The sequence below is a fragment of the Rhodococcus jostii RHA1 genome, assembly GCF_000014565.1.
In the GTDB taxonomy this organism is placed as follows: domain Bacteria; phylum Actinomycetota; class Actinomycetes; order Mycobacteriales; family Mycobacteriaceae; genus Rhodococcus_F; species Rhodococcus_F jostii_A.
In genome coordinates, this window is record NC_008268.1 from 5858122 (window position 1) to 5884659 (window position 26538).

General features: G+C 66.9%; 6 protein-coding genes. 3 read left to right on the forward strand and 3 right to left on the reverse strand.

Annotated elements, in window-relative coordinates; translation table 11 throughout:
* Positions 1-111 precede the first annotated feature (111 nt).
* From RHA1_RS26655 to RHA1_RS26665, 3 genes are all read left to right on the forward strand, one after another.
* Positions 112-1512, forward strand: a complete 1401-nt coding sequence (locus tag RHA1_RS26655) for a carotenoid oxygenase family protein (RefSeq protein ID WP_011597656.1) — start codon at positions 112-114, stop codon at positions 1510-1512.
* A gap of 24 nt (positions 1513-1536) precedes the next feature.
* On the forward strand, positions 1537-3486 hold the full coding sequence (locus RHA1_RS26660; RefSeq protein WP_011597657.1) for a S9 family peptidase: 1950 nt from the start codon (positions 1537-1539) through the stop codon (positions 3484-3486).
* Between the two features lie 207 nt (positions 3487-3693).
* On the forward strand, positions 3694-21885 hold the full coding sequence (locus RHA1_RS26665) for a non-ribosomal peptide synthase/polyketide synthase (RefSeq protein WP_011597658.1): 18192 nt from the start codon (positions 3694-3696) through the stop codon (positions 21883-21885).
* Positions 21886-21985: 100 nt separating this feature from the next.
* Here RHA1_RS26665 and RHA1_RS26670 read toward each other — a convergent pair whose 3' ends face one another.
* The 3 genes from RHA1_RS26670 to RHA1_RS26680 all read right to left on the reverse strand — a co-directional run bounded on the left by RHA1_RS26670 (position 21986) and on the right by RHA1_RS26680 (position 26458).
* Positions 21986-23434, reverse strand: coding sequence for a dynamin family protein (locus RHA1_RS26670; RefSeq protein WP_011597659.1), 1449 nt, complete (start codon positions 23432-23434; stop codon positions 21986-21988).
* Positions 23431-25176, reverse strand: a complete 1746-nt coding sequence (locus RHA1_RS26675) for a P-loop NTPase family protein (RefSeq protein WP_011597660.1) — start codon at positions 25174-25176, stop codon at positions 23431-23433. The genes RHA1_RS26670 and RHA1_RS26675 overlap by 4 nt, the downstream gene beginning before the upstream one ends.
* 88 nt (positions 25177-25264) lie before the next feature.
* A complete protein-coding gene (locus tag RHA1_RS26680) occupies positions 25265-26458 on the reverse strand; it encodes a hypothetical protein (RefSeq protein ID WP_011597661.1) in 1194 nt (397 codons plus the stop codon).
* Between the last annotated feature and the right edge of the window lie 80 nt (positions 26459-26538).

The following is a 26538-nucleotide window of genomic DNA, read 5'->3' on the forward strand; positions in this document are numbered from 1 at the left end:
CAGGACCGCCGGCGCGTCGTCGAAACACCCCGCCCGCGCAGGTGGCCGCCGTACCCTCGAGAGGGGGTCGGATCCGTCTCGTGTTCACCGCGCCCGGAGGGAATGACGTACATGTCAGCACCGGTATCCCGTCGTCCCGGACCTGTCGACATCGCGCACCACAGCCATCTCGTCGGGGTGTTCGCGCCGCAACGGGAGGAGGTGGACGTCCGGGGTCTCGAGGTGATCGGCGAGCTGCCCGCCGATCTGCACGGCGCCTATCTGCGCAACGGTCCCAACCCGCGGTTCGACCCGATCGGCACGTACGTCTACCCGCTCGACGGCGACGGCATGGTCCACCGAATCGAACTGGCCGACGGCACGGCCCGGTACACCAACCGCTTCGTCCGAACCCCGATGGTGCAGGCGGAGGAGAAGGCCGGGCACGTCATCTGGCCCGGGGTCACCGACCTCTACACACCGACGGAGGACGAAGTCGGCCCCGAACTCGCGGGCACGTCGCGCGAGCTGCCCGACATCAACATCGTCCGGCACGGCGGACGGCTGCTCGCGATGGCCGAGACCACGCTGCCCTTCCGCCTCGACCCCGCCGACCTGAGCACACTGGGACGAGAGAGTTGTGACGGCGCCATGGGTGTGGGGAGCACCGCGCACCCCAAGATCGACCCGGTCACCGGACAGATGGTGCTGTTCAACTACATGCTCGAGGCCCCGTACCTGACGTGGTCGGTGGTCAACCCCGACGGCTCGGTCGCGCGGACACCGACCGTGGTCGAGGGCGCGGACACCCCGCTGATGATCCACGACATGGCACTGACCGAGCGCTACATCGTTCTGATGCTGTGCCCGCTGGTCTTCGACATCGCCGCCGTCCTGACCGGCGGGTCCGTGCTCGACTGGCGGCCGGAGGACGGGACGAGGATCGCGCTGGTGCCCCGCGACGGCGGTCCGGTCCGGTGGTCGACGCACGACGCCTACTGGGTGTGGCATTTCGCGAACGCCTTCGATCTGCCCGACGGGAAGGTGAGCGTCGACTATGTGGAGTGGACGTATCCCGGTGGGTTCGCGAAGGCCCCGTCGCCGTCGCTCGGCTCCCTGGTTCGCGCCGTCGTCGACCCCGACAGCGGGCGGGTGACGCGAGAGGTGGTGTGCGACCGCGACGTCGAGTTCCCGCGGGTCGACGACCGCGAGCTCACCCGAGGGCACCGGGCGGTGGCGACCGTCGGCAAACTCGACCGCAGCCAGGGGCGGCAGGATTCGCTGTGGTTCTTCGACACGGCCCGCGGCACCGAGGCGCACTGGGATCCGGGGAGCGTGTCGGTGGGTGAGCCGATCTTCATGCCCGGCGCCGAGCACGAGTACTGGGGAATGATCGGCACCGACCGGCGCGACATGTCGTCCTGGTTCTTCGTGCTGCCCGCCGACGACCCCGGGGCGGGGCCGATCGGGAAGGTGCGGCTGCCGATCCGGGTTCCGGCGGGCCTGCACGGCGCGTGGCTGCCTGCGGAGTAGGGGACGGCGGAATATCCTCGGCGGATGACCTCTGCGCCTTACGGTTCCTGGCCCTCTCCGATCGCGGCGGCGGATCTCGCCTCCAGCGGCCACCCCGTCGAGGGCGGCCGGTACGTGGGCGACGACGTGTGGTGGTCGGAACTGCGACCCAGCGAAGGCGGGCGGGTCGCGGTGCGGCGCCTCGGTCTGGACGACGAACCGGAAGACGTCCTGCCCGCGCCGTGGAACGCCCGCACCCGGGTTCACGAGTACGGCGGCGGCGCCTGGACCGTCACCGACGCCGGCCGCCTGGTGTTCGCCGAGTTCAGCGATCAGCGTCTGTACCTGCTCGAAGGCGGGACCCCGGTGCCGCTGACACCGGAACCGCCGCAGCCGTGCTCGCTGCGGTACGGCGACCTGTCGGTGGTCGACGGCGAGGTGTGGGCCGTCCGCGAGATGCACGACGCGGACGGCGGCGTCTCCCGCGACATCTGCGTGATTCCGCTGGACGGGTCGGCGGCGAACGATCCACACCGGGTGCGGTCCGTCGTCGCCGGCTCCGATTTCCTGGCCAATCCGCGGCTGTCCCCGGATCGCAGGCACCTCGCCTGGATCGCATGGGATCACCCGCAGATGCCGTGGGACGGCACCGAGCTCAGGGTCGTGGCGGTCGAGGGCGGCCGCGTGACCGGGAAGGTGCGGACACTTCTCGGCGGTCCCGAGGAATCGGTGCTGCAACCGGAATGGGTCGGGCCCACCGAGCTGTACACGATCAGCGATCGCAGCGGCTGGTGGAATCTCTACCGCGTCGGCATCGACGATCCCGACCCGGTCGCGTTGTGCCCGATGGACGCCGACTTCGGCGGCGCGCTGTGGATGCTCGGCGGCCGCTGGCACACCCGCCGCGACGACGGCACGCTCCTGACCGTGCGGACGTTCGGAACCGACACCCTCGCCGTCCTCGATCCCGCGACCGGTTCGCTAGTCGACATCCCGCTGGACGGGCTCACCAGCGTCGGCCTCGGGGACCGCAACGGCAACCGGATCCTGCTGCTCACCGGCGGCGCCCAGACCCCGTCGGGCCTGCGCGAACTCGACCTCGACACCGGCGCACTCCGCACGGTCCGGCTGTCGGTCACCGAACTTCCCGAGGCGGCATATCTCCCCGAGGCCCGGCAGCTGACGTTCCAGGGCGCCGAACGCGAAGTCCACGTGATCGCCTACCCGCCGCGTCACCCGCGGTACCGGGGCGAGGACGGGGAGTTGCCGCCGTACGTGGCGTTCGTGCACGGCGGACCGACGTCGCGGGTCGCGCCTTCGCTGAATCCGGTGTTCGCGTTCTTCACCAGCCGCGGCATCGGCGTCGTCGACGTGAACTACGGCGGTTCCACGGGATACGGGCGCGAGTACCGCAACCGGTTGCGGGGACAGTGGGGGGTCGTCGACGTCGAGGACGTGGTGACGGCGGTGACCGGCCTCGCCGACGCGGGCATGGCGGACCCCGGCCGGCTCGCGATCGAGGGCGGATCCGCCGGCGGGTGGACCGTGCTCGCGGCGCTGACCACGTCGGACGTGTTCGCGTGCGGTGCGTCCTACTTCGGGGTGGCCGAACTCGACGGGTTCGTGAAGGAGACGCACGATTTCGAGTCCCGGTACATCGACGGCCTGATCGGCCCGCTGCCCGAGGCGGCCGACCTCTACGCCGAGCGTGCCCCGCTGAACAACGTTGCCGGACTGAACTGCCCGGTTCTGCTCCTGCAGGGGCTCGACGATCCGATCGTGCCGCCGTCGCAGGCGGAACGGTTCCGGGATGCGCTCGTGGAGAAGGGCATCCCGCACGCATACCTCGAGTACGAGGGGGAGTCGCACGGATTCCGGAAGCTCGCCACCCTGATCAGCTCCCGCAACGCCGAATTGTCCTTCTACGGACAGGTACTGGGATTCGAGCCACCGGACATTCCGCGACTCGAACTGTGGCGACCGCCCAACGGCTGACCGTCCACCCGGAATCCAAACGGCGTGATGCACAAAACAAACCATTTGTTGTGCTCTTCTCTGATCGCCGAGATTTAGAGACCGCGCGGTATCAACGGAGTGAGGTATCGCGTCGACGGCTGGGCCGCGAGTAGCGTCGGAAAGAGGAGTCGATAACCGCAGCTGAGTGAAACGGGTGTTCCCCTTGGCGCGCTTCAGTGTCGATACATGGATTGCCGAGGGCCGAGGGTGTCATCGCTGGACGATTTCGATACGACTTCGGTCCTTTCGGACACGGTGATGGCAAAGGCTGTATGGCCGTCCGAGATGTTCCCACTCTCCGCCGCTCAGCGTGGAATGTGGTTCGCCCAGCACCTGCTGGGCGACGTTCCGATCGTCATTGCTCAGTACGTAGAGGTCGGTATCGCTGATCTCGACATCGGCCTGCTCGCACGGATCGGACCCGCCGCACTCCGGGAACTCGGTACCGGACTGCTCCGAATCGTCGAGTGGGACGGTGAGCCGCTCCAGACGGTCGACGAGTCGCTCGGCTTCGAGATGACACATCTCGACTTCCGTTCCGACCCTGATCCCCGGGCTGCGGCTCTCGCGTGGATGCGCGCCGAATGCAGCAACCCGATTGATCTCCTCCATGATCGGCTGATCCGTTCGGCAATGTTGCGCGTCGCCGACGACTGCTACTTCTGGTACTCGCGAATTCACCACATCGCCCTCGACGGCTTCGGCGCCATGACGTTCATGAACCGTGCCGCGGAGCTGTACACCGCGGCGGTCGAGGGTCGCGCGCCGGCCGAATTCACCGCCAGTGGACTGCGGGAGGTCGTCGAAGAAGAGGCGCGCTACCGCACCTCGAGCCGGTTCGAGACGGACCGCAAGTACTGGGCCGAACGCAGCCACAATCTTCCACCGACGATCAGCCTCGCCGGGCGAGCGGCCGAGATCGGCGCGCAGTCGCTGGTGAGCAGCGCACCGCTGCCCGCCGCCACGACAGCCGCACTGCAGAGTCTGACCGACCGGGAACCCGGGGCGACGTTCGCGACAGCCGCGGTGGCTGCCGTCGCTGCATTCTTGGCCCGCCTGACCGGCCAGGACGACGTGGTGTTGAGCCTGCCGGTCTCGGCACGCACCACCGCCCGGCTGCGCCGCTCGGGCGGCATGATCGCCAACGTCCTTCCGATCCGACTCTCGGTCGGGGACGAAACGACCCCCGTCGACTTGATGAGACGGACGCAACGGGAGTTGACCGGAGCACTACGTCACCAGAGGTACCGGCACGAGGACATACGGCGGGACGCGGGCGTCCTGGGTGGTCGCCGGGGGTTTTTCGGGCCGTCGATCAACATCATGATGTTCCACGACGAGATTCGGCTCGGTCCGTCGATCGGCAGGCTCCACGTGCTGACCACCGGTCCGGTGGAGGACCTCGCAGTGAACATCTATCCCGGCGTCGCAGGCGACGTGGCGCAGGTCGACTTCGAGGCCAACCCGAATTTGTACACCGAACAGGAGCTGCGCGGTCACCATGTCCGGTTCCTCGAATTCTTCGCCGCCTTCGCGTCAGCGGCCACCGACCGCATCGCCGCTCTCGACGTGCTGCACGCCGACGAACGCGCAGGTCTCGTGCCATGTCGCGGTCCGCAGGCAGAGCCGGAGCGGCTCCTCCCCGACTTGCTGGCCGACGGCGTTGCCGCCGCACCGGGCGCAGTCGCGATTCGGGCGGCGGGACGGGAGGTCACGTACCGCGAGCTCGACCAGCGATCCAATCAACTGGCCCGACTACTGATCGAATCGGGGGCCGGACCGGAAACCTTCGTCGCGCTGAGTCTCCCCAGGTCGGCGGAGTCACTCGTCGCGTTCTGGGCGGTCGCCAAGACCGGGGCCGCCTTCGTGCCTGTCGATCCGAAGCTCCCACCCGAGCGAGTCGCGCACATGCTGTCCGATTCGGGGGCACTGGTGGGGCTCACGCTGCACGAACTGCGTGCAACGCTGCCCGACGGAATTCACTGGCTCGTCGTCGACGACGACGAGGTGCGCGCACGCTGTGACCGACAGCGGAGGGCCGCGATCGGCGATGCGGATCGCCGCGCCCCGCTGTCGGTCCACCACCCCGCGTACATGATCTACACATCGGGATCGACCGGGCTTCCGAAAGGCGTCGTCGTCACCCACACCGGTCTGTCGAACTTCGCTGCCGGCGCCCGCCCGGAACTCGGCGTTCACGACGAATCGCGGATGCTGCGGTTCTCGTCGGCCAGCTTCGACGCCTCGGTATTCGAGATGATCCAGGCCTTCAGCGCCGGCGCCACGATGGTCGTCGCCCCGCCCGAGGTGCACGGTGGCAGCGACCTCGTCGACCTGCTGAGCGAACAGCAGGTGACCCACATCATCACGGCTCCCACGGTGATGAACACAGTCGACCCGCGTGGGCTCGAACATCTCGAGGCGGTGGTGGTCGGCGGGGACGTGTGCACCCCCGACCTCGTGGAGCGGTTCGGCCAGGTGTGCCGCTTCACCAACAGTTACGGGCCGACCGAGACGACCATCATCATCACCGCAGGTGAGCCGCTGATGCCGGGCGAACCGATTACCATCGGCCGCCCGATCCAGGGTACGAGCGTCGTGGTGCTCGACCGCAAGCTCCGCGCGGTGCCCGCCGGGGTGGTGGGTGAGCTCTACCTCGCCGGCCCCGGAATCGCACGCGGCTATCACCATCGGCACGGGCTGACGGCGAACCGATTCGTGGCCAATCCCTTCGGTGAGCCGGGGTCTCGGCTCTACCGCACCGGTGACGAGGTGCGCTGGGTGCGGTCGTCTCAGGGAACCGAGGCGGGGCACTACACGCTCGAGTTCATCGGCCGGTCCGACACCCAGGTCAAGATCCGTGGCTTCCGCATCGAACTCGGCGAGATCGACTCGGCACTGCTCGCCCAGGACGGCGTCAACTTCGCGGCGACGGTGGTTCATCGGACGGCGGGTGGCACGACGGCGCTGGTCTCGTACGTGCGCCTCGACACCGGTCGTGAATTCGATCCGGTCGCGATTGTCGAGGGCGTCGCCGAAATCGTGCCGTCCCACATGATCCCGTCGGCGGTAATGCGGCTCGAACACGTGCCGGTGACGGCGGCCGGCAAACTCGACCGCAGCGCACTGCCGCAACCACACTTCGGATCAACTGAACACGAGTTCCGCGCCGCCTCGACACCGGCGGAGGAGCAACTCTCGGGTCTCGTCGCCGAGGCACTCGGCCTCGACCGGGTCAGTGTGGACGACAGTCTCTTCGCGCTCGGCGGCGACAGCATCGTCGCGATGCAGATCGCCGCCCGAGCCAGGGCGTTCGGTCTCAGCTTCAGTGCGCGGGCCGTATTCGAGCACAAGACGATAGCCGGAATCGCCGCGGTGGCGGTGCCGGTGGAGGCAGAATCGGCGGTCGTCCTCGAGGAGCTCGAGGGCGGCGGCGTCGGGCGTATCCCACCGACGCCGATCATGTACTCGATGCTCGAGCGGGGCCCCTTCGCCGACTTCTTCCAGGCGCTGCTGCTGACCTTGCCGTCTGATGTCGATCCGGATCGGTTGAGTGCGACGCTCGCGGCGGTGCTCGATCACCATGATGCCCTGCGTTCGAAGTTCGTCCCCGACGACGACGGTACCTGGGCGTTCGAAACGACGGCTGCCGGTAGCGTTCCGGCCGGCGATCGGATTTCGAGGATCGTCACGGCGGCGGCACCCGGCAGCCGCACGTTCACCGACGTGGTGAGCGCCGAGTGTGCGGCGGCTGCGGCCCGCCTGGACCCGGAAAACGGGATCATGCTCCAGCTGGTGTGGTGTGTCTCCGAATCTGCGGGCGCACCAGGCCGACTGCTGGTTATCGCGCATCACCTGGTGGTGGACGGTGTGTCGTGGCGCGTGCTGTTGCCGGACCTCGCGACGGCGTGGCTGCAGCTGGGCGCGGGGCAGACGCCGACGCTGGCCCCGGTGGGCACGTCGTTCCGCCGCTGGGCGTATGGGCTGCAGGACGCGGCAGATCGAGGAGTGCACACAGACGAATTACCCTACTGGCGAGAGGTTCTCAGCGGTCCTGACCCACAGATCGGCACACGACCGGTCGCGCCCGCGATCGACACGATGCGCACGACCGAGCGGGTACATATCGATGTGAGTCCCGCAGTGACCGATGCGGTGCTCGCTCGACTTCCCGATGTGTTCGGCTGCGGCGTCAACGACGGACTCCTGTCGGCGCTGGCGATGGCGGTCGTGCAGTGGCGACACTCGCACGGGATCGACGAGCGTTCGGTGTTACTGACGTTGGAAGGTCATGGGCGCGAGGAGGAGGCGGTGGCCGGCGCGGATCTTGCACGTACCGTCGGTTGGTTCACCAGCGCCTTCCCGGTCCGGCTCGAACTGCCGGCCGTCGAACTCGGCGGGGCGTTCGAGGGTGGACATGCTGCCGGTGTCGTGATCAAGGCCGTCAAGGAACAGCTCGTCGCGGTGCCTGCCCGTGGCGTCGGATTTGGATTGCTTCGGCATCTCGACGAGAGCGCGAGGTCGATTCTCGGGGGTCTTCCGGAGCCGCAGATCAGTTTCAACTACCTGGGCCGCATGGGCGTGCAACACCTCGGCGACTTGCAGGATCTCGGCTGGCTGCCGGACCCCGAGGCACCGGACCTGATCAGAGCGAGCGGATCCGGCATGGCTGTGGCTGCGGTGATCGACATCAACGCGATGGTGGTCGACAGCCCCGAGGGACCCCGGTTGACGGCATCGTTCGCGTATCCGACCGGGGTGATCCGCGACTCCGACGTCGCCGCCCTCGCGGATCTGTGGCGAAGCGCCCTCGATGGTCTTGCCGCGCACACGGTTCAGTCCGTCGCGGGTGGTCTGACACCGTCCGATTGCCAGCTGGTCACGGTGAGCCAGAGTCGGATCGAGCATTGGGAGCGCTTGTACCCGGGGCTACGAGAGATCTGGTCGCTGTCCCCGTTGCAGTCCGGTCTGCTGTTCCACTCGACGCTGGCCGCCGATTCGCTGGACATCTACACCGCGCAACTGCGCATCGACCTCGAGGGCGCGGTCGACTCCGCGCGGTTGCGCCGTGCCGCCGCAGGCGTGCTCGCACACCACGCCAATCTGCGTGCCGCGTTCGAGTACGACGACCACGGTCTCCCGGCGCAGTTGGTTGTCGACACCGTGGACGTGCCGTGGCGTGAGGTGGATCTGACCGGGTACGGGACGGCCGCGGGAGAGGAACTCGAGCGTCTCCTCGACGACGACCGTGTCGCCCGATTCGACCTCACCCGTCCTCCGCTGCTGCGTCTGCTGTTGATCCGCACCGCACCAGGACAGTACGTGCTGGCACTGACGAACCATCACATCATCCTCGACGGATGGTCGATGCCACTGCTGGTGCGCGAGCTGCTGGTTCGCTATGCCGCGGACGACGCTCCCGCCCTCCCGGAGCCGCGGCCGTACAGCACGTACTTGGAATGGGTGGCGACACGCGACCGCGACGCGTCCTTCCGCGCCTGGGAACGTGCGCTGGAGGGGCTCGAAGAGCCGACACTGCTTGCGCCGCACGCGTCCTCGGAACAGTTCGGCGTGCCGGCTGAGGTTGACATCGCGCTGCCCGCGGCCCTGATCGATGCGCTCGACACGGTGGTGGCGCGCCATGGAGTCACCATGAACACCGTCGTCCAGGCGGCGTGGGGAATGCTGCTGTCCCGGTTGCTCTCCCGTCGCGACGTGGTGTTCGGTGCCACCGTGTCGGGTCGGCCGCCGCAGCTGTCCGGTGTCGAGAGCATGCTGGGACTTTTCATCAACACCGTGCCCGTGCGAATGCGGATCGACCCGGACGAGACGTGTGCGCAGCTGCTCACCCGCCTCCAGGGTGAGCAAGTTTCCCTGCTCGATCACCATTACCTCGGGCTCGGTGACATCCAGGCACGCATGGGTCTGGGCAACCTGTTCGACACGTTGTCGGTGTTCGAGTCGTACCCCGTCGACAAGTCCGGATTCGACGAGCACACCGACATCGCGGGGATGCGAGTGACCGCTCTCGATGCGCGTGACGCCACGCACTATCCGATCACCCTGCTGTCGATCCTCGAACCTCGACTGCGGTTGAGCCTGCGTTACCAGCACGGAATTTTCGATCGCGCTACCGTCACGACACTCGCGGCGCGTGTGATCGGGATTCTCGAGACCATCGCGCGCGATGCAGGCACCCCGGTCGGCGACGTCGACCTGTTCGTTCCGACGGAACGGGAGCTGGTGGTCGACACCTGGAATGCAACGGAACACCAGGTGCCGCGCCTCACCCTCGCCGAGCTGTTCGACGCGCAGGTGGCGCACACGCCGAACGCCCCAGCCGTCGTGTTCGAGGGGACGGGGGTGACGTACGCAGAGTTCGACGCCCGCGCGAATCAGCTGGCGCGGTTCCTGATCAGCGGCGGTGTGGGGCCCGAATCGCTCGTGGGTGTAGCGGTGCGACGCTCGGTGGATCTGCTGGTGGGAATCTACGCCGTGATCAAGGCCGGCGGCGCGTACGTCCCGATAGACCCGGACCAGCCGGCCGAGCGGATCGCGTACGTCGTGGCAACCGCCGGTCCAATCGTCGTTCTCACCATGACCGCCGATCGCGTCGCGCTGCCCGCCGAGGTTCCGGCCGTCGACCTCGACACCCTCGATGTATCGGCGCTGTCCGATGACCCCGTCCGGGACCGGGACCGGTTGGGGCCGTTGCATACCCGAAACCCTGCGTATGTCATTTTCACCTCCGGCTCCACGGGCAGACCCAAGGGTGTGGCAGTGCCGCACGAGGGCATCGTCAACCGGCTGCTGTGGATGCAGCATCGATACCCGCTGAGCGACGACGACGTGGTTCTCCACAAAACCCCCGTGACATTCGACGTGTCGGTGTGGGAGTTGTTCTGGCCGTTGCAGACCGGCGCGCGACTGGTGATCGCCGAGCCGGACGGGCACCGTGACCCCGCCTATCTCGAGCGGGTGATCCGCGCAGAATCTGTGACCACCGTGCATTTCGTGCCGTCGATGCTCGCCGTATTCCTCGCCGGGGCGCATGTCGACGGGTGCAGTTCATTGCGTCGGGTGTTCACCAGTGGTGAGGCGCTGCCGCCTATGACGGCGGCGGCGCTGCACCGCGCGAGCGAGGCCGAGCTGCACAACCTGTACGGTCCCACCGAGGCATCGGTCGACGTGACCTACTACGAGACCGGGCCGGACGAGACCACCGTGCCGATCGGAGCGCCGATCTGGAACACCCAGACCTATGTGCTCGACGGACGCCTGCAACCGGTTCCGGTGGGCGTGGCGGGGGAGTTGTATCTCGGCGGCGTGCAGCTCGCCCGCGGATACCAGGGCCGGTCCGATCTGACGGCGGACAGGTTCGTCGCGAACCCCTTCGTGGCGGCGGGAAATGTGCGAGTCGGTAGTCGGCTGTACCGCACCGGTGACCTGGTTCGGTGGCTGCCGACCGGGCAGCTCGAATACCTGGGTCGCACGGACTTCCAGGTCAAGCTTCGCGGCCAGCGCATCGAACTCGGTGATATCGAGGCGGCGCTGCTCCGGCACGGCGATGTTGCACAGGCGGTGGCACTGGTCCGCAACGACGGGTCCACCGGCGACTACCTCGCCGGATACGTGGTGCCTGCGCCCGGGAGGTCCCCGGCCGAGCGGGCCGTCCTCGATTTCGCGGCCGCCACGCTTCCCCGATACATGGTGCCGTCGGCGCTGGTCGTGCTCGCGCAACTGCCCTTGACCGCGAACGGCAAACTCGACCGCAAGGCACTGCCGGTCCCGGAGTTCGCGAGTTCGGCGCAGTTCGTCCCGCCCGGCACCCCGACCGAATACGTCCTCGCGGAGATTCTCGCGGACGTACTCGGCGCTTCGCGGATCGGTATGTCGGACAATTTCTTCGATCTCGGGGGCAACTCCCTCATCGCGACCCGTGTGGTAGCCCGGATCAACGCTGAGCTCGGCACCGGGTTGAACGTGCGCTCGCTGTTCGAGGCGCCCACCGTCGGGGTTCTGGCCACCGTCGTCGACCGGACGCACGCCGGTGCGGGACCGCGCCCCACGCTCGTGTCCGGCCCGAGGCCGGACAGGCTTCCCCTGTCCTTGGCTCAGACCCGAATGTGGTTCTTCAATCAGTTCGATCCCACGTCGAGTGCCTACAACGTGGCGGCGGCACTGCGGCTGTCCGGCTCCCTCGACGTCGACGCCCTCCGCCGGGCCGCCGCGGACATCCTCGATCGGCACGAATCGCTGCGGACGATGTTTCCCCAATCCCCTGACGGCCCGTATCAGCTGGTGCTGCCGGCCGATCACGCCGCGACCGGCGATCTGATCGACGTTGTGCCCGACGTCGTCCCGGCCGCTGCTCTGGATGCACGGATCCGAGCGGCAGTGACACGCGGATTCGACGTGACCACGCAAATCCCGATCGCTCTGACATTGGTGCGGTGCGAGGCTCCTGACGAACACGTGTTGGTGATGGTGGTGCACCACATCAGCATCGACGGTTGGTCGATCCAGGTTCTTGCCCGCGATCTGGTGCACGCGTACTCCACGCGCACAGCCGGCGACGCGCCGTCGTGGACCCCGCTGCCAGTGCAGTATGCGGATTACGCCCTGTGGCAACGTGACGTTCTCGGCTCGGAGGACGATCCCACGTCGCTGATGTCGCAGGAGCTCGAGCACTGGGCGGATGCGCTCGCGGGTCTGCCGGATGTGCTGGCTCTGCCGCTCGACCGGCCACGTCCGGGGGTGCGGTCGGGGGCGGGCGCGAGTGTCGATTTCGCGGTGCCGGCGGCAACAGTGGTGTGTCTCGTGTCGCTGGCCCGTGAGCATGGCGCGACACCGTTCATGGTTGTGCATGCGGCGTTGGCGGTGCTGTTGGCGAAGTTGAGTGGGTCGACCGACATCGCGATCGGGTCGCCTGTCGCGGGCCGTGGTGATGCGGCGTTGGACGATCTGGTGGGCATGTTTGTCAATACGTTGGTGCTGCGGGCCGATTGTGAGCCGAGTCGGTCGTTCGCGGAGCTGGTGGGGCGGGTACGCGATTCGGACCTCGAGGCGTTCGGCAGGCCTGATGTTCCGTTCGAGCGGTTGGTGGAGAAGCTGAATCCAGTACGGTCGCAGTCGTTCTCGCCGTTGTTTCAGGTGATGTTGGCGTTCCAGAATTTCGCGCCGTCGAGGGTGGAGCTTCCGGGGTTGACGGTGTCACCGGTGGCGGTCGAGTGGGAGGCTGCGCAGTTCGACCTCTCGATGACTCTGAGTGAGGCGGGCGGGGGCGGGTATGGGGGGAGGCTGTCGTACACGACTGACATCTTCGATGCTTCGACGGTGCGCGGCATCGCAGAAGGGTTTTTGCGGGTGCTCGAGGCGGTCGTCGAGAATCCATCCGTCCCGGTGGGCGACATCGACGTGCTGGGTCCGGCCGAGCGGCAACGGGTGCTCGCGGGTGCGGCCCCGGTGCCACTGCCTGTGCCGGCACGGACGTTGCCGGAGATTCTGGCGGCCGGCGTCGCGTCGAACCCATTGGGTGTTGCGTTGACCTGCGGTGGCGTGCAGATGTCGTATCCGGACCTCGACTCCCGATCGAACCGACTGGCCCGATTGTTGATCTCGCGGGGTGTCGGTCCCGAGACATTTGTCGCGTTGTCCTTCGCTCGATCCATCGAATCAGTGGTTTCGGTGTGGGCGGTCGTGAAGACGGGTGGCGGGTTCGTGCCGGTCGATCCGAAACTGCCGGTCGAGCGGATCGAGCACATGTTGGTCGATTCCGGGGCCGTCATCGGTCTTACCAGTGCCGAAACCACGTCACTCCCGGGGAAGGTTGCCTGGCTCGTACCCACCGCGGGCGAAGTGCAGGAACTGTGCGACGGGTTTTCGTCGGCAGAGATCACCGACGCCGAGCGGCGTGCGCCGGTGACATGGACCAATGCGGCCTACATGATCTACACGTCGGGTTCGACCGGGGTTCCGAAGGGAGTTGTCGTAGCCCATGCCGGGCTGGCGTCGTTCTGTGCGGACGCCCGCCTCGAACTGAACTTGACCGGCAACTCCCGGGTGCTGAGGCTCTCGTCGTCGAGCTTCGACGCGTCGGTGTTCGAGATGATCGCGGGGTTCAGTGCCGGAGCCACCCTGGTGGTCGCCCCACCCGAGATCATCGGTGGCAGCGAGCTCGCGGAGTTGCTGCGCGTCGAACGGGTCACCCACATCATCACGGCCCCGGCGGCCCTGGGGATCGTCGACCCGGGCGGGCTCGACGAACTCCAGGCCGTTGTCGTCGGCGGAGACGTCTGCCCACCGGAGTTGGTCGCGAAGTTCGCACCCTTCTGTCGTTTCTACAACAGTTACGGTCCCACAGAGACCACCATCATCATCTCCATGACCGAGGCGCTCGTCCCGGAGGAACGAATTACGATCGGCACCCCGATCGAGGGCGCCGGAGCGGTTGTCCTCGACGCGAGGCTGCATCCCTCTCCGGTCGGCGTGATCGGCGAACTGTATCTGTCGGGCCGTGGGCTCGCCCGCGGCTACCATGCCCGCGGTGCACTCACGGCAGCTCGATTCGTGGCCAATCCGTTCGGGGGTTCCGGCGAACGGATGTACCGCACGGGCGATCTGGTGCGGTGGACGAGAGACGGGCGACTGGACTTCGTCGGGCGAATCGACTCACAGGTGCAATTGCGGGGTCTGCGGATCGAACTCGGCGAGATCGAGGCAGCACTGAGCAGGTGCGAAGGAGTCGCGCAGACCGTCGTGGTCTTGCGCCACGATCCCCACACCGGTGAACAACTGGTGGGATACGTAGTGGCCGACTCCAAGGCGGCCCTGGACCCGGAGGCGCTGCGCATCAGGGTGGGTGAGACGCTGCCGAACTACATGGTGCCGTCGCGGGTGATGGTCGTCGACGCGTTGCCGTTGAATCCCAGTGGGAAGCTCGACCGACGGGCGTTGCCCGCGCCGTCGTTCGTCGTTCGGGAGTTTCGGGCGCCGACTACGCCGGTCGAGGAGGTCGTGGCGGGTATTTTCGCGGAGGTGCTGGGGCTCGAGCGGGTCGGTCTGGATGACGATTTCTTTGCGTTGGGCGGTAATTCGTTGGTTGCGACGCAGGTGGTGTCCCGGTTGGGTGCGGCGTTGGACACGCGTGTGCCGGTTCGGGTGATCTTCGAGGCGTCGACGGTGGCGGCGCTGGCGGTGCGGGCCGAGCAGCATGCCGGTGAAGGTGGGCGGCCGGCGTTGACGCGGCGGGTGCGGCCGGCGCGGATTCCGTTGTCGTTGGCGCAGCAGCGGATGTGGTTCCTCAACCAGTTCGATCCGGAGTCGGCGGCCTTCAACATTCCTCTGGCAATTCGGCTGTCCGGTGATCTGAACATCGAATTGCTGCAGACCGCGCTGGTCGACGTGATCGACCGGCACGAAGCGTTGCGCACGATGTTCCCGGACTCGGACCACGGACCCTCGCAGGTAATCGTCCCCACATCGGCGCTCGAGCTGACTTTGACGCCGGAGCGGGTCGCTCCGGAGGAGGTCCATGCCCTCGTGTTCGACTTCGTCGTGTGCGGGTTCGACGTGGCCCGGGAAGTCCCGTTGCGCGTGAAGCTATTCCAGCTCGGCGACCACGAGTTCGTGCTGGCGATGGTAGTGCATCACATTTCCAGCGACGGCGGCTCAGCAGCACCGATGTCGCGCGACATCGTGGTGGCGTACGCCGCGCGGCGTGAGGGACATGAGCCCGGCTGGTCGCCGCTCGAGGTGCAATACGTGGACTACACCCTGTGGCAGCGGGAGATTCTCGGCGCGGAGGACGATCCGACGTCAGTGATCTCGGAACAACTGCGCTATTGGACCGAGGTACTGGCAGATCTGCCGGAGATGGTGGAGCTGCCGACGGATCATCCGCGTCCGGCAGTACAATCACCGCGCGGCGCCAAGGTCGGCTTCACCCTGAGTTCGAATCTGGCCGAGCGTATCGAATACCTTGCACAAGAATATAACTCGACCTTCTTCATGGTCGTCCACGCGTCGCTGGCGGTGCTGATGGCCCGCCTGAGCGGAACTGAGGACATCCCCATCGGCACACAGATAGCCGGACGCGGCGACCCGGCACTCGACGACCTCATCGGCATGTTCGGAAACACGCTGGTGCTGCGCAGCCGCGTCGACCCCGCAATGTCGTTCGCCGACATTCTGGCCGATGTCCGGGAAGTCGACCTCGCCGCATTCGGCAATCCCGACGTTCCGCTGGAACGCCTGGTGGAAGTCCTCAATCCCAGGCGCTCCACGGCCCATTCAGCGCTGTTCCAGGTACTGCTGGTGGTTCACAATTTCGTCCGGTCCAGGGTGACTCTGCCGGGCCTGGAAATCGCCCCGCTGGAAACGGACATCGTCGGTGCGAAACTCGATCTGGAGCTCCATTTCACCGCCACCTCGGATTCCGAGGGGCATCGGACCGGAATCGAGGGATCAATCGTCTATGCGCTCGACCTGTTCCAGCAATCGACGGTCGCCCGATTCGCGACCCAACTCGTCACCATCCTCGAGGCGGTCACACGCGATGTGACCATACCGGTCGGCGAGATCGAGTTGCGAAGCGTCGATGAGCGTGCGGCGATGGATCGATGGAATGCCACAGCCGTGGTTGTCGAGGGCGGGACACTCGTGCAGCTCTTCGACGAGCAGGTACGCCGGACGCCGGATGCGGTGGCGGTGGTGTTCGAGGAACAGTCGTTGACATACGCCGAGTTCGATTCTCGCGCGAATCAGCTGGCCCGATACTTGATCTCACGAGAGGTAGGACCGGAGTCGCTGGTGGGGCTGGGCATGAGTCGCTCCCTCGCGATGATGGTGAGCATTTACGGTGTGCTCAAAGCCGGTGCCGGGTACCTGCCGCTGGATCCGGAGCACCCTGCACACCGCACCGAGTACGTGATGGCGACCGCGAAACCTGTTGTGGTGCTGACCACGTCCAGGGACCGCGACGACCTGCCGGCGGCGGTGGACGCCGTCGAAGTCGACGTGCTGGACCTGTCGGTCTTCGACGCGGAGGCGGTGACCGACGCGTCCAGGCTGGCTCCGCTGCGCCCCGAGAATCTCGCCTACGCGATCTTCACGTCCGGATCCACCGGGCGACCGAAAGGCGTCGCGGTCAGCCACCGCTCGGTGGTCAACCAGATTGCGTGGATGCGTAGCCGCTACGCGCTCGGCGATCGCGACACTGTGTTGCACAAGACGCCCATTACGTTCGACGCATCGGTGTGGGAGTTGTTCTATCCACTACAGGTCGGTGCTCGATTGGTGATTGCCGCGCCTGGAGGACATCGTGATCCCGAGTACCTGATGCGGATGTCGGACCGGTGGCACGTCACGATCTTGGAATTCGTGCCGTCGATGCTCGCGTTGTTCCTCGCGGAGTCGTCGCTCGCGCTGCCGCGGTCGCTGCGGTATGTCTCGGTCGGCGGAGAAGCGTTGCCCTCGGAGTTGGCTGCTCGGTTCGCCGCGCGCACCGAGGCAGTGCTGGACAATACCTACGGTCCGACGGAAGTGACTGTGACCTCGACCGTGCATCGCTGCCTGGCGGGCGCGTCGGGTCCGATACCGATCGGGAGACCGATACGGAACACTCGCACGTTCGTGCTGGACCGCCGGTTACACCGCGTGCCCGTCGGCGTGCCGGGGGAGCTGTATCTCGCCGGAATCCAGCTCGCCCGCGGCTACCACGCCCGCGGGGCGCTGACGGCAGAACGTTTCGTCGCCCATCCCTTCGCCGACTCCGGTGAGCGGCTGTACCGCACGGGTGATCTGGTGCGGTGGAATTCGAACGGTGACCTCGAATACCTGGGCCGCACCGATTTCCAGGTGAAGCTACGTGGTCTGCGGATCGAACTCGGGGAGATCGAGACCGCGCTGACGGCAGACGAGTCGGTGGACCAGGCCGTGGTGGTCGTGCGCGACGGTGAATTCGGTCAGCAATTGGTCGGGTATGTGCTGCCGACCCGCGGGCGGACCGTCGACGTCGAGGCGACACGCGAGGTGGTGAGCACATCGCTGCCGAACTACATGGTGCCTGACGTGCTGGTCGTGCTCGACGCGTTGCCGTTGAATCCCAGTGGGAAGCTCGACCGACGGGCGTTGCCCGCGCCGTCGTTCGTCGTTCGGGGGTTTCGGGCGCCGACTACGCCGGTCGAGGAGGTCGTGGCGGGTATTTTCGCGGAGGTGCTGGGGCTCGAGCGGGTCGGTCTGGATGACGATTTCTTTGCTTTGGGCGGCAATTCGTTGGTTGCGACGCAATTGGTGTCCCGGTTGGGTGCGGCGTTGGACACCCGTGTGCCGGTTCGGGTGATCTTCGAGGCGTCGACGGTGGCGGCGCTGGCGGTGCGGGCCGAGCAGCATGCCGGTGAAGGTGGGCGGCCGGCGTTGACGCGGCGGGTGCGGCCGGCGCGGATTCCGTTGTCGTTGGCGCAGCAGCGGATGTGGTTCCTCAACCAGTTCGACCCGGAGTCGGCGGCATACAACATTCCGCTTGTGGTCCGCCTGTCCGGTGAATTGGATGTGGCAGCGATACAGGCTTCGGTGCTCGACGTGTTCGCTCGGCACGAGGCCTTGCGGACGGTGTTCCCGGACTCGGACCAGGGGCCGGCACAGCGCATCGTGCATGCGTCGGGAGTGTCGATGGACCTGACGCCGATTCCGGTCGCGGACGAGGAAGAGCTGCGGATGCGGGTGGCTGCATTGCTCACGGCGGGCTTCGAGGTCACGGTATCGGTGCCGGTGCGCGGGGCGCTGTACCGGGTGTCGAAGTCCGAGCACATCTTGGCGGTGGTGGTGCACCATATCTGCGCGGACGGTTTCTCGACCGGACCGATGGGCCGAGACGTGTTGGTGGCATATGCCTCCCGGCACGCAGGGCATGAGCCGTCCTGGACGCCGTTGCCGGTGCAGTATGCGGATTACGCGTTGTGGCAGCGAGAGGTGCTGGGTTCGGAGGACGATCCGGGATCGTTGATGTCGCAGCAGATCGCGTACTGGTTGGATGCGTTGTCGGGGCTGCCGGATGCGCTGGCGTTACCTACCGACAGGCCACGCCCGCCGGTGCGGTCGGGCCTCGGTTCCAGCGTGGACTTCACCGTGCCGGCGGCAACGGTGGCGCGTCTCGTGTCGCTGGCGCGAGAGGCGGGTGCGACGCCGTTCATGGTGGTGCATGCGGCGTTAGCGGTGCTCTTGGCGCGGCTGAGTGGGGCGACCGATATCGCGATCGGGTCGCCGATCGCGGGCCGTGGTGATGCGGCGTTGGACGATCTGGTGGGCATGTTCGTCAATACGTTGGTGTTGCGGGCTCAATACGAGCCGGACGAATCGTTCGCGGAGCTACTGGGGCGGATGCGCGATGTCGATCTCGAGGCGTTCTCTCGGGCGGACGTTCCGTTCGAGCGATTGGTGGAAAAGTTGAATCCGATTCGTTCTCAGTCGTTCTCTCCGTTGTTCCAGGTGATGTTGGCGTTTCAGAATTTCAATCGGCCGACGGTAGAGCTTCCGGGATTGACGGTCTCGCCGGTGGAGGTCGATCGGCAAGCGGTGCAGTTCGACCTGTCGATGACTGTGGGTGAGTCGGCAGACGGCGGGGGTGGATTCGTGGGAAGGCTGTCCTACGCGACGGATGTATTCGACGGCGCGACTGTGCGCGAGATCGCGCGGCGGTTCGTGCGAATTCTCGAAGTGGTGGTGGATGATCCGATGATTCCGGTGGGCGACGTCTCGATCGTCGAAGAGAACGAGCGGCGTCAGATGCTGCGCGAGTGGAACATCACAGGACACGACGTCCCGGATGGATTGCTGCTCGACGGATTCGATGCGCAGGTGGCCCGAACACCGGACGCAGTGGCAATCGTGTACGACAACGAGTCGCTGTCCTATGCCGAGTTCTCTGCTCGGGTGAACCGATTGGCCCGTAGATTGATCGACGAGGGTGTGGGACCGGAGTCGTTGGTGGCATTGGGGATTCGCCGGTCGCTGGAGTTGGTGACAGGAATCTACGCGGTGCTCCGAACGGGTGCTGCATTCGTGCCGTTGGACCCTGATCAACCCCCGGCACGCAACGACTACATCCTGGAAACCACAGGACCCGTGTGCGTCCTGTCCACCGCCCGAGACGGATTCGACACGTCCCGGAATCGAGTGCTGAACATTGACGCCCCGGATTTGTCGGTGTATTCGTCCGAGCCGGTTGGGGAGTCCGAAGTCGTGACGTCCGCACGGCCGGAAAATCTGGCGTACGTAATCTTTACATCGGGATCGACCGGACGACCCAAAGGGGTTTCGGTCAGCCACCGCGCGATTGTCAACCAAATGGCCTGGTTGGCAGCCGAATACGAGCTCGGCGACTCGGATGTCGTGGTGCAGAAGACGCCGGTGACGTTCGACGTGTCGATGTGGGAATTACTGGTTCCGCTGGCCGTCGGTGCCCGGATGATAGTCGCGCGTCCAGACGGGCATCGGGATCCGGACTATTTGCTGTCACTGATGCAAGACTCCGGTGTTACCGTGGCCGCGTTCGTACCGTCGATGCTGGCGACGCTCCTGGCCGATCCGGAGGCGTTTCTACCGGATTCGTTGCGGTGTGTTTTTGCCGGTGGGGAAGAATTGCCGGTGGAGTTGTCTGGGCGATGTGCGTCGCGGTCGAAGGCTCGTCTCGACAACAAGTACGGTCCCACCGAATATGCGGTCACTGCGACGTCCCACCGATGCGACGGACTCGAGCGGGAATCAGTACCGATTGGTGAACCTGTGTGGAACACCACCGCACTGGTCTTGGATCGACGTCTCCACCCGGTGCCCATCGGGGTCGAAGGAGAGCTGTATCTGGCAGGAGTGCAGCTGTCCCGCGGCTATCATCGCCGCCAGGGGCTGACGGCGGAGCGATTCGTGGCCGATCCGTTCGGGGCAGCAGGGACGCGTCTCTATCGCACGGGGGACGTGGTCAAGTGGAATCCACGCGGACAGCTGATGTATCTGGGTCGGTTGGACTCTCAGGTGAAGGTGCGCGGGCTGCGTATCGAGCTTGGCGAGATCGAGACCGCGCTGGTGGCGCAGCAGACGATCGCGCAGGCCGTTGTGATCGTCCACGACGGCGACTTCGGTCAGCAGCTGGTCGGGTACGTGGTCCCCGAAGGGGGTCGGTTGGTCGACGTGGAATCGGTCCGTGCCACGGCCGGCAGGTCGCTGCCCCAGTACATGGTGCCGGATGTGCTGATGGTGCTCGACCAATTGCCTCTGACCGCGAGTGGCAAGTTTGACCGGAACGCATTGCCGGCCCCGGAGTTCACGAAGCGGGAGTTCCGGGGGCCGACGACGCGCGTCGAGCGAATCGTTGCCTCGGCCTTCACCGACATCCTCGGTGTCGAACAGGTGGGGCTGGATGACGACTTCTTCGCGTTGGGCGGCAATTCCCTGGTCGCGCCCAGGGTCGTCGCCCGATTGAAGCAAGACCTGAGTGCGGCAGTTCCGTTGCAGTGGCTGTTCACGGATCCCGCCGTCGAAGCATTGGCCGCTCGGATCGAGAACGGAGCCACGGGTCCGGTGGAGGAAGGGTTCGGGCCGCTGCTTCGGATCCGAGCGGACGGTGAAGCGGGAGCGCCGCTGTTTTGTATCCATCCCATCGTCGGACTGTCGTGGTGCTACTCGGGTCTACGTCAGTACATCGACTCTGATCTGCCGATCTACGGGATCCAGAGTCCGTCGATTCTCGAGGACAGCTATCTTCCGGAGTCTCTCGATGAACTTGCGGACCGTTACATCCGTGAGATCCGCCGTATCCGACCATCCGGTCCGTACCGACTGCTCGGCTGGTCACTCGGCGGTGTCATCGCGCATGCGATGGCGATCCGGATTCAGGCAGCCGGCGAGGGTGTGGAATTGCTGGCCATGATGGACAGCTTCGCAGGCGCGACGGCGGTCGAGGAAGGGTCGCCCACGGATGTCTCGGTGAGTGAGTTGCTGGGTGGGTTCGGTATCGAAGAGACAGCAGTCGAGCGCATCTCCGACCCGAGCCTCGGTGGTGTCGCTGTCGCGCTGGCCGAAATGTCCGGGCACTCCGTAGAGCAAGCCGTGAAGGTCGTGGGGCGGCTGGTGTCGGCGGCGGACCGTAACTCGAGGTTGATGTCGGAATACCGGCCTGCATGCTTCGACGGAGACATTGTGTTCTTCACCGCGGCGGCCGACGATGCCACCGGCGCGAGGGCGGCCCGCGGATGGGAGAACGCGGTCACGGGGGTGGTGCACAACCATGCCGTGGCAGTCACGCATTGGCAGATGACGTCACCGGACGCTCTCGCCGTCGTCGGCCCGATCTTGAACGAGGCACTGGGAGAGCAATCAACATGATGGGTGAACCGGTCAGTTGCGGTCGTCGACGCGCGGGAACCGGGCGATCGGCCTGTCCGAATAGCGTACAGATCAGACGAAGTCGCCCGACGCCGGCCGGTCAACGCGCGAGCAGCGCCTCGCAGGAACGCGCCGCGCACGCGCATGCCTGAACTGTCGCCGTGTCGATGGCCGGGCGTCCCGCCTGGGACCGCCAGAACCGCAGGGCCGTCAGCGCGACGCGCGAGATCTGCTCCGGGGCGGCGTCGGCGGGCATGCCGAGGCGGGTGTGCGGCGACATGCCCTCGCCGCCGAGCACCCGCTCGAGCAGGACGACGTCCGTGTCGCGCAACTGCAGACCGCTGGTGCGCAGTCCCGACAACACCCGCAGTTCCCGGAACACGTGGGTGTCCGCGAGCAGCCGATCGGCGGCCCTGCTCAGGCTGCGGCTCGCCGACGACGGTGTGCGGGCCAGCACGGCCTTCAGCGATCTGAGTGCGGAGTGCGCCTTCAACTCGGTGCTGCGCTGGCCGAACTGCAGATGCAGCGTGCGGCGGAGATCCTCGAGGCCGCTGTGCGCCGTCAGCTCGCGGGCCAGCGTCGGCGCGTCGGTGGCGCCCGCGCGAATCAGCCTGACTGCGAACCGGATACCGAAGAGGCCGAAATAGTCGAGGAGGTCGCGTCGTTGCCGGGGCGGAAGTAGGAGATCGGCGTCCTCGGCGGTGAACCGGCCGACCGAGCGCAGAGCGGACTCGAGTGCGCTGTCCCGGACGGCGGCGAGCACGGCGAGGTCGTCGAACTCGGTCTGACGCAGAGTGCGGCCGCGGAGCGCGAGGAGTCCCGACACGGGGAGCAGGCTCCGCTGCACCCGGCGGCCCGCGTCGTCCGCGGCGGCCCGGGCCGCGTCGAGGGTGCGTTCGCGGCCGCCCTTCACCTCGTCGGCCCGCGACAGCACACCGACGATGCCGAGCGGTCCGGCGGCCGTACCGACCCGGGTCTGTAGCTCGTCGAGCAGCCGCACGTCCGCCGCGTCGGTACCTCGGGTCAGGTAGACGACGGCGTCGACGTCGCACGGCCGGTCCTCGGGAAGGAGCAGCGCCCGGGTACGCGCCGACACGTCCCGCGAGTTGGACGACGTTCCGGGAGTGTCGACGAGCGTGAACTCGCCGAGCAGCGCCGACGGCCATCCCACCTGCAGCCGCTCCACCCGATCCGCGGTCACCGTCCCCAGATCGAGCGACAGCCTGCCCTCGTCCCGGTGCACCGGGAGTCGCGTCCGGCGTCCGGAGTCGTGGGTGAGATCGATCCGCGGCGTGGCGGACTGCTCGAACCACGTGACCACTCGGGTGCACTCGGTGGCGTCGGTGGGCGCGATCTCCTCACCGACGAGGGCGTTGAGCAGCGTCGACTTCCCGGCCTTCAGCGTGCCGGTGAGGGCAACGCGGAGCGACTCCTCGAGGCGGGCGCCGCAGTGCCGGAGTTCCTCGACGGTGGCGGGGTCGCTGCGCAGTTCGTGCCGGGCGGTCTCGATCAGCTGACGGGCCTGGGATCCCAGGCGAGTGACGCTCATGCCGACACCTCTCCCGCGAATCCGGCGGCCTGCATTCGGATCTGCCGCAGCGTGTCGAGTTCCCTGCGGATTTGCGCCGACCGCGTCGCACGGTGATCGTCGTGCATCTTCGACGCATCCGCAGCGGCGCGCAGCGAATCGTCGACGGATCGGAGCATCTCGGTGGCCAGGTCGGTGAAATGGTCGCGCAGGACGCGCTGCACCTCGCGGAGCCGCTGCTTCGACTCCTTGCCCACCTGGAAGATCACGTCGTCCATCAACCGCGACACCGCCACCTTCGCCTCCGTCTGCCTGCGGGCGGTACGCGCCTTCCGGTCCTCGCGATACGTGTTGGCGCCGAGCAGGACTCCCGCGCCGATCGAGAAGGGATTCACCAGTGCCAGGCCTGCGAGGCTCGTGACGAGGCCGACCATGAGCACGCCACCGTACGACCCGCGCATGCTGGAGAGGACGCGTTGTGTGAAACCCTGTGCGCTCTCCAGGGATTCGAGAGTGTTGACGGGTTCGAGCACATGATCCACGTTGTCGATGCGCAGCACGGGAACCGGGACCTTGCCGTCCTCGGCGAAGCGCCCCGCGACCGAGAGGGCGAGGGCCTGCGAACGCGTGTGCGCCATCACGAAGTTCTCCCGCACACACGTCGCGATCTCGCCGTCGAGCCAGGAACCGAACTCCTCCCATCGCGGCGCCGGGTCGGACCTGCCGATGTCTTCCTCGGCCGCGCGGACAACGGTGCGCAGACGATGACGCAGGTCGTGCTCGATGTCCGTCATCAACTCGATCGCGCCGTCGGCCAGCGTGTACTGCCAGTTCGCGGATCGCTGACGGAGCTGATCCGCCGCCGCACGGGCATGGGTCATCTGCTCGAGCAGTGCGGCGCCGCGATGCGGATCGTGCAGCGCATCCAGTTCGGCACTCAGCGACAGCGACAGATGGTCGGTCACGGTGCAAACATCGGCGATCACCGCATTGCGAAGCACGACATCCGCCTGTGCGACGATCTGTTTGCGCAGATAGTCAACCAGTTGCGGGATGCCGGATTCGACGTCGAGCGCGTCGTCGCCGGTCTCGCGGGCGTCCGCGTGCATCAGTGCGGACACCGGCAGCAACGGCAGCGGTAGGTCCGCATTCTGCAAGTGAGTGCGGTTGGCCTTCTGAATGTCCGCCCAGCGCGGATAGAAGTCGATCTTGTTGACGACGCAGATCACCATCGGGCACAGCGTGTGCACCTGCGTGAGCAGAGCGATCTCGGGTTCGGTGTATTCCTGGCTCGCATCGGAGACGAACAGCACCGCGTCGGCCGTGGGGACGAGGGCCAGGGTGTCCGCGGCTCGGGCGGGGGCGTGACCGGAGAATCCGGGGGCATCGACCAGTACCAGTCCCTCGGCGAGCAGGTCGTGGGGGAGCGTGACCGTCGAATCCGAGTCCGACGCGACAGGCCCGTACTCGACGACTACCGCCTCGTGCCGGGACTGCGCGGTCGACGACACGTCCGCGTCGACGAGCGCACCCGCCACCGAACTGACACCCTTGTCGGTCAGGCCGAGAACCACGACCCGCGTGCGCGGATCGGCGAGACGAGACTCGGTGTGCGACAGCCGGGTAAGGAGATCGCCGCGACCCGCAGTCCGGGTGAGTTCCGCGAGCTGCGTCAGCAGCGCAGCCATCGACGCAGTGGTCTCGGCAGGAAGATTCGGGCGCGAAGGGGTGGCGACGGCTGGGAATTCGACGGTGGCGTTCATGATCTCCGCAAGAGTGGGTGACGGGCGTTCGGGAGAGGGGAGTGGCGGGCCCGCGTGCAGGGGAGTCGGCGGGCCCGCCACGTCGAGGTCAGAACACGTGCTGGTCGACAGTCGTCGTCGCAGTCAGGCTCTGATCGTGGGTGTCGAGAGGGGTACCGGAATCGGCCGTCGACCCCGACGAGAGGCTCGTCGCGCTCGTCGCATCGAGTGAGGTGCCGGTGTCGAGGGTGGTGCCGGAGTCGAACGCGGTGCTCGAGTCGTACGCGGTGCTGGAGTCGTGCGAGGTCGGCGTGTCGAAGGTCGTTGCGGTGTCGGTCGTATTCGTGAGGTGGGTCGTGGTGTCGGTTGTCGTGGTGTCGGTTGTCACGGTGTCGTTGCCGAGACCCGTGTTCGAGGTCGTGTGATCGGTCGACGAAAGACCACTGGCCGCCGCTGCTGCCGTCGTGTGGTCGTCGGTCGCGACGGACGATGCTGCCGTCGTCTGGGACCCGCCGAGATCCGCGGTGGGTGCGCTCGCGCTCTGTGCGGTGGAGTCGGATGTCGTCGCCGCTGCTCGCGTGCTCTCGTCGGCAGAGGTCGAGGTAGGCTCCGAACTCCGCGTATACTGCTGATTCGCAACCTGATTCACCTGCGCGGACGTCGCCGACACGGAAGTCGGTTCGGCGTTGCTCTGCCGGATCGTCGTGTCGAGGGGCTGCGACGTCACCGCCGCATCGGAGTGAGCCGACACCGGGGTCGTCGTGATCGGCTGGGCCGCGGGCGCCGCACTCGCTGCGGCAGTCTGCATTGCGGCGGGCGACGTCGGTGAGGACACCGACGTCGCCGGCGCCGGAGTCGACGGCTGCGTCGCAACCGGGTTGGCCTGAGTGAACGCGGGCTGGGCCGCGGAAGCGCCGGCCTGCGCGTTCTCGTGGCCCGCTCCCGCGGTCGCCGCATTGTGACCGTCGGTGCGGCCGTCGTGGTCGGCGGCAGCGTTGTTCTGGTGGGCCTGATTGCCGGCGTTCTCCAATCCGCGACCGCTGTTGTCGCGCGGTGCGTCGTGGCGTGATTCGTCGGCTGGCCGCGAATTCTGCTGCGGCGCACCGTGCTGAGCGGCTTCTCCGGCGGTGGGGTTCGTCGGGTGGAGGTCGTGCAGGAGCCCGTCGAGCCCGTTGCGCAGAAGGTCCGCCGCCGGGGGTGCGCCGCCCAGGTCGGGCTGCGGTGCCTGCACGTCCATCGCGGCGTGCGGGGCGGGGACGTCGTGATCGAGGACGGCCGATGGGTGGATTTCGCTTCTCGTCATGAGTGCTCCTTCATCTCGGGTCTGTCCCTTCGAGGCGACTGCCGACGACGTTATGGGCGTTCCTGGGAAGACCATGGGAG